The organism is Acinetobacter johnsonii CIP 64.6 (genome assembly GCF_000368045.1).
GTDB lineage: Bacteria > Pseudomonadota > Gammaproteobacteria > Pseudomonadales > Moraxellaceae > Acinetobacter > Acinetobacter johnsonii.
In genome coordinates, this window is record NZ_KB849230.1 from 66,929 (window position 1) to 79,777 (window position 12,849).

Genomic DNA, 12,849 nt, shown 5'->3' on the forward strand with positions numbered 1-12,849 from the left:
AAGTTGAGTTATGCACCACAGCCGAGGAAAATCCAAAAACAGTAAAATTGCTGCTGCCCCAAAGCAAAAAATTAGCTATGAAAAAAAGGTAGATTCTGCAGTTACTGAATATGCTGTGCGCGCTCTCAACTGGCTGCGTAAAGCAGAGTTTTTAATGAGTGCTCCGAAGCTCAATCTGTGTGTGGAAGATACAGGCTATGAAATTGCCTTTGCGGGTCGTTCAAATGCAGGTAAGTCTAGTGCTATCAATGCCTTAACCAACCAAAAGCAATTGGCTCGTGCCTCGAAAAGACCGGGTCGTACGCAGATGATTAACTTTTTCAGTCTGGGTAATCCTGACCAACGTCTCGTCGACTTACCCGGTTATGGTTATGCGGCCGTGCCTGAAGCGATGAAAATCGTGTGGCAAAAAGAGTTAGAAAATTACCTGATTCAGCGTAAAAGCTTACAAGGCTTAGTCTTGTTGATGGATATTCGTCATCCGCTACAGCACTTTGACGTGATGATGTTGGAATGGGCTTATTCACGTAAATTGTTTGTGCATGTGCTACTAACCAAGTCTGACAAACTCAACCGTGGCCCTGCCTCTAAAGCATTACAAGAAGTGAAAGCCCAATTGAAAAAGATGAAACTTGATTTCTCAATTCAATTGTTCTCTTCTCTCAACAAACAAGGCCTAGAAGAACTGGCGAGCGTAATGGGTGGGCGACTGAATTTCACTTTAGATCAAGCCCAACATTTTGACTTAAGCAGCATTCCAGATGCGACAGCCGATGAGCTGGATACAGACGAATTCGATGAAGATCCTGAAGCTGCTATGGATCTTGATGCTGAAGACGATGTGGAAACCAAACCACAGTCTGAGGCTTAAGTTTTAAACGCCAACCTATAAAAGCATCATCTATTGCTGTATCTGTGTCCCCTATTGCTAATCACAATCGGGGACTTTTTTTTATACTGACTTTATTCAGCTCGTGAAAAAGTTCAATACATATAAAAATAGGTCAGCATATGAAATTATGGTCTCGATTGAAAAAAAACAAAATTCGTTCCTCTATTGCCTACACAATTAAGCCTCGCAAAGTTAAATTTGAGTGGCAAGACAGTCTCATTGATTGGATTCCCAACCAACCTTTTGCCAGCTATTTCATCAATGAAATTAATATGATCCTGCCCGCAGGTGAGTTCTGGTTCTGCCGCCTCTATAACAAAGTTTTACCGCAAATTAGCGATGAAAAACTGAAGCAAGATGTACAAGCCTTTATTCGCCAAGAAGCCATGCATGCGCAGGCACACAACTCAGCCAATAAGGAGTATCTCAGCCAAAGAAATATTGATGTCTCCCGTAATATAGCGTTGATGGATTTCTTATTTGGAAAATTACTGGCCGATAAGCCACTTGATCTCACTGTACCCAAAGCACTTGAGCACCAGTGGGATCTGTTTCGACTCGGTATTATTGCCACGGTGGAACACATGACCTGTGTCCTTGGAAAATATGCACTGGACAACACCGAATGGGAGAAAATGGGCGCTGACCCTGCGATGTTAGACTTGATCAAATGGCACGGCGCAGAAGAAATTGAACACCGTACCGTCGCATTTGATTTGTACAGACATTTAGGCGGGGGTTATATTGCGCGTTATTATTTGAGTCTGGTGGTGATTGCTGCCGTGCTGGGTTTATGGGTCGATGGTGCAGCCCATATTATGAAACAAGATGACCGCTTTAAGTCGATTCAACCCAGCCTGTTTAAACCTTGGATTTGGCGTGAGTGGCTGTCTATTTCTAAACGGAATCATCAAGTGTTACCAAGTCCACTCTGGTTAATCTCACAGCAATTTGGCTATTTGGTACCATGGTATGACCCTGTACACGAAGCCAAAACAGAAGATGCGATTGCCTACTTAGACCAATCCCCAGCAGCTAAACGTGCCATGCTCAAAGTCGCTTAAATCCCAAAATAAAAAAGCAGCTCAATCAGCTGCTTTTTTTAATTTAGAGCAAAACTTAAGACGGATTCGATAAATTGGGCAAAGGTACATCTAGATCTTGGGTATGTCGATCCACCACCACACTAATCATCATGTCCCCTTGCACATTTACCACGGTACGTACGGTATCCAGCAAGCGATCAATCGGCAATAAAATCGCAATTGCTTCAGCAGGAAGTCCGACAGACTGCAATACCATAATCATGGTGACCATGCCTGCACTCGGAATCCCTGGAGCACCTAAAGAAGCAATCATTGCCGTCAGACACACCACCAACTGTTGACTCAAGGTCAAATCTAGCCCCATCAAGTTGGCAATAAACAAAGCTGCCGCCGCCTCATACAGCGCAGTACCATCCATATTGAGCTGCGTCCCTAAAGGAATCACAAAGCCCGCCGTTTGCGGACGTACACCAAGATTCTCTTGCGCACACTTGAGGGATAAAGGCATGGTCGCCGAGCTTGAACTGGTGGCAAAAGCGGTAATTAACGCCACACGCGTGCCTTTAAAAAAGGTCATCGGATTCATCTTGCCAAAAATCCACAGCAATAGCGGTAAAACCACCAGACCATGAAAAATGGTAGTACCCGTTACCACAGCCGCAAACTCAGCCAAACGGCTCAATACCGAAATGTCTTCAGTGGCAATCAACTTAGCAAGTAAGGCAAAAATTCCTAGTGGTGCAAGCTTCATCACCCAACCAATCATCAACATCATAATGTCAAAGAACTGTTGACTCAGCTTACGCACCGTACGGAATTTTTCGCCGCCTTTAACCAGTGCTACACCTATGAACAACGCAAAAACCACCACCGCTAAAACATTGCCTTCGGCAAAAGCTTTGAAGGGGTTAATCAGCGTATTTTGAATAAAGTTGGTGAAGAACGAAGATGGAGTGAGCGTATCTGGAGTTTGATGAGCGGCCATGGCATCTTGGAACATGGCGATATCGACACCTTTGCCGACTTCAAATAAATGCGCGCAGCTTAAACCTAATATCAAGGCCAAAGTCGTGGTGGTGACACAACATGCCACCGTAATTTTCCAAACACGGGAGAGTTGTCCGCCCGCTTGTAAGTTGGATACCCCCACCACAATTGAGCTAAAAATGAGAGGAATCAGGAGCATTTTTAATAGACCGATAAAAATACTACTGACCACCCCGATTCCATACAAACTCATCTCTAAAAAAGCAGTCTCAGGGAAAAGATTGAGAATAAATCCGAAGATGACCCCGAAGATCGCTGCAATTAGAATTTGCGTGTTTAAGCTCATAGCTTCATGCTTTTCAAAGATTTCTTTGGGAAACTATGCCATGTGAACGGGCTAGAATCGAGCATTTTTTTGTCACAAGTACTACACATTTCCCCATATACCTCTCCCAAAAAGATGAAGTCATTACAATTGAAGCTCAACTCCTAGCTCAGCTCTGACCACCTTTCAGTCATAAAATCAGTCATAAAAAAAGCTGAGTCATATCACTCAGCTTTTTCTGTACTTAGGCTTTATTGGGCTTCGATTTCACGGAGCCGAATCAAACCTTCTTGCGTAGTACTGCACACCAACTCACCGTTTTGCCACATTCGTCCAAAGTTTAAACCACGTGAACTGGCACTGACTGTAGCATCCATGTCATACAACATCCAGTCATCCACGCGAAAGGGTTTATGGAAATACATGGCATGATCGATACTCGCACACTGCAAACTTGGCGAAAGATAACTTAAACCATGTGGGCGCAGTGCCGTGGTCATTAAAGTGAAATCTGAATAGAATGCTGCAATTGCTTGATGCAATGAAATCTCATCCACCTCTGCTGCTATACGGTCATGCGTGCGAATATAGTGCGCATACACAGGTGCTTCAGGCTGCGGTTGGTACGGGTTCTGTGGATTGATCGGACGAATTTCCACATGACGATCGCGCATGAAACTTGCACGTACATTTTCAGGCACAAATTCCACCATCATTTTTTTCAGTTCAGCCTCAGACTTTAACGACTCGGGTGTTGGATACTCAGGCTCACCGATTTGGTAATTCAGCCCTTCTTCATTATCAGCAAAAGACACCATGCACATAAAGATGGTTTTACCATGCTGAATAGCGCGCACTTGGCGACTGACAAAACTACGACCATCACGAATCCGATCAACTTCATAGATAATCGGCGCGTTCACATCGCCACCAAATAAAAAGTATGCATGTAAAGAATGAGCTGGACGATCCGTCGTATATGATGCCGCACGCAGGGCCTGACCCAAGACTTGCCCGCCAAAAACACGCTTCCCAACCAAATTACGGCTTTGTCCACGAAAGATATTTTCCTCAATTTTTTCGAGGCTCAGTAATTCAACCAACTCTTGGGTTAAAGCATTCATAAACAACCTACTTAATGGTGAGATACCCAATATTTATGTAAAGTGACAGGTATCATATATAGAGTATAAATTCTATTTTGCCATAAATTCAGACTAAAACCCTATAGATTACTTGACTGAGTTGTCATAAGTTTTTTTCGTTATTTCCGACTAAAAATACGATTTTTAACGATAAAATTCACCATATAAAACAAATTTGTCAGGAAATGACATACGGTTTATGTTTACAATTACGCAAAATAAATACCCCTTCAGACAAACTGCGGGATTGGTCATTTAAGCAGGAGTGTATATGTCCAAAAGTGGCTTTGGTCAAATGTATAGAAAGCTTTCAAGTAAGCTTCTTGACCTAATAGTAACCCCACATGTATTGGGTGAGGTTCCAACAGAACCGACAGCAACAGATGCTGACCCAGCAGCTTCAGGCCATCCCAAAAAAATTGTCTGTTATGTGCTTCAAAATCACTCACGCAGTAATGCGCTGTTAGTGGATGGTGAAACACGTCGTTTAAAGCTTGCTCCCGCACTCGATCCTTTGGTCGTGGGGACACATCAAGAAAAAGCATCGATCGTGTTTTTACAGCATAACGATGAAAATAATTTACTTAACCCTTCACCACACACCTTTCCACCGCGCCTGTTACGTCTAGTTGAAGCGTTAGAGCAACAACCCGATTTAGACGTGGAGCTGGTACCTGTGACGGTACTGTGGGGACGTTCACCAGACAAAGAAGACTCTTGGTTTAAATTGCTATTTACTGACACTTGGGCGACACCAAGTACGGTGAAGCAGCTGATGAATATTGGTTTGCATGGTCGTCAGTCATTTTTAGAATTTCATGAAAGTCAGTCTTTACGTGCTTTGGTCGACTTTGCAAAAACCACCTATCCGAATTTATCGCCTGCGACCTACATTCTAAACACCTTAAATAATCAGCTTGATGCACACCGTGAAGCGGTACTCGGTCCCGATCTTTCGGACCGTCGCAACGTGATGCATTCATTGATTAAAGCCAATGATGTACAAGATGCAATTCGTCGCGAAAGTATCCGCGGCAAAATTAGCATGTTGGACGCAGAACGTCGTGCTATTGGTTATGTCAATGAAATCGTATCGGACTACTCGCATTCAACCATCCGTTTTGCGGAAATGGCGCTGGCACGTTTATGGACCCAGCTCTATGACGGGGTTGAAGTCCATAACTTCAATACGGTTCGTGAGTTGGCAAAAGATTATGAAATTGTGTATACCCCATGTCACCGCAGCCATATCGACTATTTACTGCTGTCTTATGTAGTTTATAACCGTGGTTTGATGGTGCCTTATATTGCTGCGGGTGATAACTTAAATATGCCATTTGTTGGGCAAATTTTACGTGGCGGCGGTGCATTTTTTATTCGCCGTACTTTCCGCGGTAACGCGCTCTACACTTCGGTCTTTAAAGAATATCTATACAGCATTTTGTCGCGTAACACGCCTTTAGAATACTTCATCGAAGGTGGTCGTTCACGTACAGGTCGTCTGCTACCACCGAAGACAGGTATGTTAGCCATGACCGTGCACAGTCACTTGCGTGGTCGTGCCAAACCGATTGTCTTTGTTCCGACTTATATTGGCTATGAACGCTTGATGGAAGGTGCAACCTACGTCGGTGAGATGAATGGTAAACCCAAAGAAGCCGAGTCTGTCTTTGGGATTCTGCAAACCTTACGCAAAATTGAACGTATTTTCGGAAAAGTCCATCTCAACTTTGGCGAGCCTGTTTTCCTCGATGACATGCTGAAAAAGCATGGCGCTGAGAATGTGCAAATTGCTAAAAATGATGATCCCATTCCGCAAGAAGTCTCTGATGCAGTCAACAGTTCAGCACATGCAATTTTAGAAAATATTAACCGTGCAGCTGTGGTGAATCCTGTTTCACTCTTGTCTTTGGTTCTGTTGGCCACTGAGAAGCATACGCTGGATGAAGAAATTTGTATCAAACAGCTCGATACCTATCGTAAGTTGTTGACGACACTTCCTTATGATGAGCGCCTCTTGGTCACGCCATTATCGGGTAAAGAAATCATTGCTTATGGTTTAAAGCTGAAACTGATCAAGCGTGTCAATCACGTACTCGGTGACATTATTGCGATTGCGGACAATCAAGCAGTACTGCTGACCTACTTCCGTAATAATATTTTGCATGCTTTTGTCTTGCCATCACTCGTTGCCGCTTTGGTTGAACACAATGGAACCATTGGCCGTGGTGATTTAATCAATGTAATTCGCACGCTATATCCATTCTTAAAAGCAGAATTGTTTTTAAAATGGGAAGATGCTGAACTCAAAGATCAAATCTGTGCCTATGTAGATGGTTTGATTCAAGCTAAACTGATTTCTGAAGATGCCGAAGGCCACTTGATTTCCCCTGCTCCAAACAGCGAAGATCATAACCAATTGGTGGTATTGGCTGCGCCAGTCATGCAGAGTCTTGAGCGTTACTACATGACGCTTGCGCTGATTACACAACGTGGTTCTGGGAACATTTCAGCACGTCAGGTGGAAGAGCTTAGTCATTTGGTCGGTCAGCGTCTATCTGTCCTATATGAGTTCAATTCGCCTGAATTCTTTGATAAAGCCCTGTTCCAAAGCTTTATTAAAGTGCTCACGCAACAGGGTTATATCAGCACCAACTCGGACAACGCGATTGTGTTTGATGAGAACTTTCAAAACGTTGCGCAATATGCCAACTTGGTGTTGGATGATGTCACGCTACAAATGTTGCAACACATCACCACTTTCAGCGATGAAGAACTGAAAGACACGCTAGACAAAGTCGCTGCTGAACAAGCGAAGAAGCGTTTGAAACGTAAGAAGAAATAATTTCTTTTTAAAAGCATAGGTATCTACAAAAGGTAGGTGCCTATGCTGTAAATGAAAAAAATGGCGGATTCAAGCGGCAAGTGCAACAGTATAAAAACCAGCCATAACTTCACTCGGTGTATACCAACCTAGTGTTTTTCTAGGACGATGGTTGAGTGCAAATTCTATCTGCTCTATTTGTTCGTTTGACACGCCATCAAACGATGATGATTTTGGCAGATATTGACGGATTAAACCATTCGTATTTTCATTTCTAGCTCGCTGAATAGACTTGTAAGGATCAGCAAAATACGTCTCTATGCCAGCATCAGTAATTCTTTTGTGTTCGGAAAATTCTTTGCCATTATCAAATGTCACACTATAAGCATGGCTCATTTGTAAACGATCTAATGCACAAGTAATCGTTTGAGAGGATGCTCTTGTTGGCCCTAAATGAACAATATGTACATACAGGCTCTTTCGATCAACGAGAGTCAATAAAGCACCTTTATGATGTTTACCAATCACCGTGTCACCTTCGAAATCTCCTAAACGTTGTCGTTGATCAATGACCTGGTGTCGGCAGTGAATACTTGTTTTATCAATGATTTGACCCCTACGATCCGTGTTTTTGTAACCGCGTTTTCGATATTTCTTCTGATGCCTTAAATGTAGATGAAGTTTACCGCCTTTTGATTTATCTTGATAAATGTACTGGTAAATCCACTCATGTGAAGGTACATCCAGCCAACCGCGTTGTGTTAAAGCACCTGAAATTTGTTCGGGTGACCAGTCCAAACCAATCAAATAATCAATATAAGCGAAGGCAAATGCTGTCATTGATGATGAAGGACGGTACCGTCTTTGACTTGCAAATTTAGCTGCCTGTTGAGCTCTATATCCACGTTGCCCAGTATTTCTTTTTAATTCACGGTAGATGGTTGATCGTGAACGTCCTAATTCCCGAGCAAGGGTAGCGATTGAACTTTTACTTTTCAAAGTAGCATAAATTTCGTATCTTTCATCTTGAGAAAGTTGGGTGTATTTCTTCATTGTGTGCTTTCCAATTACGAGTTGAAAAAGTCTAATGATTCTATGAATACACCTAACTTTTTCAACTAACTACAAATGTGTTGCACTTGGGATTTGAATCTGCGAATTAAAATATTGTTATTCCAAAGTAGAAATGTCCTACCTTAAAACCAAATAGAAATGTCCTATATGGACATTTCCAAGTCAAGCACAGGATTTAGATTTCGTTGTTCAATCGCTGTTTTCTGTGCACGTCTGCTTGGCATCTTTTGAGAACGATTACGTTTGTTTTGCTGTTCCAGTTCTTCATGCTGTTGTTGGATATGATTCAGAACAGCACTCAACCGTTTATTCTCAACAATCTCTCGCTGATTCAGCTGACTTAATTTATCGAAGAGGCTGTAATTGATCTTTCGGCTATTATGCATGATGGCTACAGTACCATCCGGGTATTCCAGGAACTCAAGATACTTACCGATCAACCTCTGATTTTCTTCGGTGTTTTCCAAGAGATATACGCATTTATCATAAGTAATCGTCAGGCTATTCGTGACTCTGCGGGGTTCACGCCAGGTAAAAATATCATCTAATTGCTCGGCTGTTTCAGTGACAGAGCGGTGTAAGTTCTTAGGATTAAAGGCCATCTTTGCAAACTTGAGATTGAACTGCTCAATAAAGCAGGGCAACCACTTATTCGCATCTGCAATCGAACTGATACCTTCCAGACGCATCTCCTTAATCAGACGATCCTGAAGTGTCCTGTTGGCCCGTTCCACACGTCCTTTGGCCTGCGGTGAATTGGCGAAGATGATATCGATATTCAGGGTGCTGAGTACACGTCCAAACTGGGTAATCTTGGTGTCTTTCTTGCTGCTTTGATTCACTCTAAAGACTGAATGTTTGTCGCTGTAAAACGCTAAAGGCTTACCGTGCTGTTCGACATATAAACGTGTTGAAATCATATAGTCAAAAGTTGATTCTGACTCACAGAAGCGTAAATGCTGTAATTTGCCTGTGGCATCATCAATGAACACCAGTAGGCAGCATTTAGCAGCGCGTCCTTCAAACCAGTCATGGTGTGAGCCATCAATTTGGATCAGCTCACCAAAGCAATCCCGGTTGTAACGAGGCTGATACGGGCGCTTCAGGCGCTTGGATCGAGGAATCCATAAGTCAGCTGCAATCATCCAGGAACGCAGGGTTTCTACTGAAAGATCGAATCCATGCACGGTGGTGAGCTTTTCATGCGCTAAAGTGGGTCCGAAACCATGGAGTTGGTCAGAAATAATATTGAGGCATTTGAGTCTGAGTTCTTCAGGAAGTTTGGAATTGCTGATTTGGCCACGACCGGCATGGGCTAATGCAACTGGACCTTGGGCTTTGTATTTCTGCAGTAAGCGTCTGATCTGACGTTCTGAAATATGAAGTAGCTGAGCAGCCTAGGATTGAGTTATGCGTTGATCGCAGATTTCCTGCAAGACCGACAATCGTTTAAGTTCTTTATCCGACATAGACACCAACATATCAAACCGTCCGCTAAGGAAATCGCAAAAGTGCATATTCTAAAAGCGGACATTTTTACTTTGGAGAAACCGGACATTTCTATTTTGGAGTTACAAGGAAAATTTTAAGAATTTCGTATAAGGTGTATTATGTTAATTTTAGATTTATTAAACTATTTCATCCTTCAAAAAGGAGAAACTAGTTCCATTTACATAATATCTTAATAACTTCTCTTTAGTTTTTAATAGCCTTTTTGAAGAGGTTGCAACATCCATTCTGTTAATAGTTTCATAGTATGTTTTTGCCAGTATTTTAGCTTCATCGATCCTATTTAAGTGATGTAAAACACAAATATGCCCTTCACTAAGTGTAACTATAGGGTACATATCCACTTCATCACTAAAAAATTTATTATTTGGAATGTAACGTAAATTTCGTAATATATTTAGTGCTTTTTCTAAATAAGCTAAAGCGATATCTTCTGGATTTTTAAAACATAGGATCAGTAATTGTACAGCCAATGCATGTTCAATATGTGGTGAATCAGGATATGCTATTGATGCATGTTGAAGCTTTATGTAAGCATCATCATGTTGATCAAAACTACGCAGAGCAAGGCCATATTGCATTAAAAACAATCCTGTAACTCCAAAATAGAAATGTCCGGTTTCTCCAAAGTAAAAATGTCCGCTTTTAGAATATGCACTTTTGCGATTTCCTTAGCGGACGGTTTGATATGTTGGTGTCTATGTCGGATAAAGAACTTAAACGATTGTCGGTCTTGCAGGAAATCTGCGATCAACGCATAACTCAATCCTAGGCTGCTCAGCTACTTCATATTTCAGAACGTCAGATCAGACGCTTACTGCAGAAATACAAAGCCCAAGGTCCAGTTGCATTAGCCCATGCCGGTCGTGGCCAAATCAGCAATTCCAAACTTCCTGAAGAACTCAGACTCAAATGCCTCAATATTATTTCTGACCAACTCCATGGTTTCGGACCCACTTTAGCGCATGAAAAGCTCACCACCGTGCATGGATTCGATCTTTCAGTAGAAACCCTGCGTTCCTGGATGATTGCAGCTGACTTATGGATTCCTCGATCCAAGCGCCTGAAGCGCCCGTATCAGCCTCGTTACAACCGGGATTGCTTTGGTGAGCTGATCCAAATTGATGGCTCACACCATGACTGGTTTGAAGGACGCGCTGCTAAATGCTGCCTACTGGTGTTCATTGATGATGCCACAGGCAAATTACAGCATTTACGCTTCTGTGAGTCAGAATCAACTTTTGACTATATGATTTCAACACGTTTATATGTCGAACAGCACGGTAAGCCTTTAGCGTTTTACAGCGACAAACATTCAGTCTTTAGAGTGAATCAAAGCAGCAAGAAAGACACCAAGATTACCCAGTTTGGACGTGTACTCAGCACCCTGAATATCGATATCATCTTCGCCAATTCACCGCAGGCCAAAGGACGTGTGGAACGGGCCAACAGGACACTTCAGGATCGTCTGATTAAGGAGATGCGTCTGGAAGGTATCAGTTCGATTGCAGATGCGAATAAGTGGTTGCCCTGCTTTATTGAGCAGTTCAATCTCAAGTTTGCAAAGATGGCCTTTAATCCTAAGAACTTACACCGCTCTGTCACTGAAACAGCCGAGCAATTAGATGATATTTTTACCTGGCGTGAACCCCGCAGAGTCACGAATAGCCTGACGATTACTTATGATAAATGCGTATATCTCTTGGAAAACACCGAAGAAAATCAGAGGTTGATCGGTAAGTATCTTGAGTTCCTGGAATACCCGGATGGTACTGTAGCCATCATGCATAATAGCCGAAAGATCAATTACAGCCTCTTCGATAAATTAAGTCAGCTGAATCAGCGAGAGATTGTTGAGAATAAACGGTTGAGTGCTGTTCTGAATCATATCCAACAACAGCATGAAGAACTGGAACAGCAAAACAAACGTAATCGTTCTCAAAAGATGCCAAGCAGACGTGCACAGAAAACAGCGATTGAACAACGAAATCTAAATCCTGTGCTTGACTTGGAAATGTCCATATAGGACATTTCTATTTGGTTTTAAGGTAGGACATTTCTACTTTGGAATAACATCTTAAAATTTTCCTATAAGCATCAATATTTTAATCAAAGCCGTTCTAGGATTAAGCGCACTGGAACGGCTTTTTTATGATTATTCACGTTCCATAGCCATTTTTTCAGCTACGTTTCACATTTTTTATGAGTAAAAATAAAAAATTATTTTGACTCACGCTCTGCTAACAACGCCAAATAATCATCAAAGCAATGCGGATGCTGTAATTCAAAATTCATCTGCTGCATCCGCGTAGCATAAATTTGCTTGCCTGATGGCATATTGCTTTCCAAAACCAAAGCTGGAAATCCTAACTGCTGTTGAAACCATTGAATAATTTCATGTAAAGGCAATGGTTGGCTATTGCTGCAAATGTAAGACTTTTCAGTATGTTCCACGTGAAGCAAGTGTGCTAGAAAAGCAACCAAATCATCAATATGAATTCGGTTCGACCAATGCAGTTTTGGATAAGACTTTGTAGTTTCTGCAAGTTTAATCATACGACTAACTGAGGTTCCATAAATTCCTGTTGGACGCACAACCACACATTCAGATGGATAAGCCTGTTGCCACAAAGTTTCCATATTCAATAGCACCTGCCCTTGCACATCGCTCGGCTGGGGACACGTGTCATCATCAACGCGCTCACCTGCACTTTCACCATAAACACGTGTGGAAGAAACCACGATCACTTTTTTTAAAGGATGACTTTCTAAGGCTTGTAGCATGGGTGCAATCGAGTCTACAAAAGTTCGCTGATACGCCTCCACCGTAGTGCCCTCAGGCGAGAGTAAGATATATACGGCATCAATCGGTGCGACTTGAGACAAATCCAACTGATGAATATCTTGAATCAAATGCTCAGCCCAATCATCTGATTTCGGACTTCGGCTAATTGTGGTAATTTGGTGGCCTTGCTGAAATAACTGTTTAGCAACACGCTGAGATGTTTTACCATAACCTATAAATAAAATATGCATTTAGCACCAAA

General features: G+C 42.2%; 8 protein-coding genes and 2 pseudogenes. 4 read left to right on the forward strand and 6 right to left on the reverse strand.

Annotated elements, in window-relative coordinates:
• The first annotated feature begins 10 nt into the window (after nt 1-10).
• Both yihA and F986_RS01435 read left to right on the forward strand, forming a co-directional pair.
• Nucleotides 11-871 (forward strand): ribosome biogenesis GTP-binding protein YihA/YsxC, encoded by an 861-nt coding sequence (yihA, locus tag F986_RS01430; protein WP_004691339.1) that lies wholly within the window; start codon nt 11-13, stop codon nt 869-871.
• Between the two features lie 140 nt (nt 872-1,011).
• Nucleotides 1,012-1,956, forward strand: coding sequence for a metal-dependent hydrolase (locus tag F986_RS01435; protein WP_004691340.1), 945 nt, complete (start codon nt 1,012-1,014; stop codon nt 1,954-1,956).
• Between the two features lie 55 nt (nt 1,957-2,011).
• On the opposite strand, the gene F986_RS01440 is transcribed toward F986_RS01435, so the two are convergent.
• Both F986_RS01440 and F986_RS01445 read right to left on the reverse strand, forming a co-directional pair.
• Nucleotides 2,012-3,271 carry a dicarboxylate/amino acid:cation symporter gene (locus F986_RS01440; RefSeq protein ID WP_004691342.1) on the reverse strand — a complete coding sequence of 420 codons (1,260 nt, stop codon included), beginning with the start codon at nt 3,269-3,271 and terminating at the stop codon, nt 2,012-2,014.
• A 230-nt stretch (nt 3,272-3,501) separates the two neighbouring features.
• Complete coding sequence (locus F986_RS01445; protein WP_004691343.1) at nt 3,502-4,374, reverse strand: acyl-CoA thioesterase; 873 nt, start codon at nt 4,372-4,374, stop codon at nt 3,502-3,504.
• A 292-nt stretch (nt 4,375-4,666) separates the two neighbouring features.
• Here F986_RS01445 and plsB point away from each other — a divergent pair, with 292 nt between their 5' ends.
• Nucleotides 4,667-7,240, forward strand: a complete 2,574-nt coding sequence (gene plsB / locus F986_RS01450; protein WP_004691345.1) for a glycerol-3-phosphate 1-O-acyltransferase PlsB — start codon at nt 4,667-4,669, stop codon at nt 7,238-7,240.
• A 69-nt stretch (nt 7,241-7,309) separates the two neighbouring features.
• Here plsB and F986_RS01455 read toward each other — a convergent pair whose 3' ends face one another.
• The 3 genes and pseudogenes from F986_RS01455 to F986_RS01470 form a co-directional block, all read right to left on the reverse strand.
• Nucleotides 7,310-8,272, reverse strand: a complete 963-nt coding sequence (locus tag F986_RS01455) for an IS30-like element IS18 family transposase (protein WP_004691346.1) — start codon at nt 8,270-8,272, stop codon at nt 7,310-7,312.
• A gap of 164 nt (nt 8,273-8,436) precedes the next feature.
• Nucleotides 8,437-9,762, reverse strand: a pseudogene (locus F986_RS01460) (ISNCY family transposase).
• 159 nt (nt 9,763-9,921) lie between these two features.
• Nucleotides 9,922-10,383 (reverse strand): hypothetical protein, encoded by a 462-nt coding sequence (locus tag F986_RS01470; RefSeq protein ID WP_004691350.1) that lies wholly within the window; start codon nt 10,381-10,383, stop codon nt 9,922-9,924.
• 119 nt (nt 10,384-10,502) lie between these two features.
• Between F986_RS01470 and F986_RS01480 the strand changes: the two are divergent.
• Nucleotides 10,503-11,828, forward strand: a pseudogene (locus F986_RS01480) (ISNCY family transposase).
• Between the two features lie 194 nt (nt 11,829-12,022).
• Here F986_RS01480 and F986_RS01485 read toward each other — a convergent pair.
• A complete protein-coding gene (locus F986_RS01485) occupies nt 12,023-12,838 on the reverse strand; it encodes an NAD-dependent epimerase/dehydratase family protein (RefSeq protein WP_004691351.1) in 816 nt (271 codons plus the stop codon).
• Nucleotides 12,839-12,849: the final 11 nt, after the last annotated feature.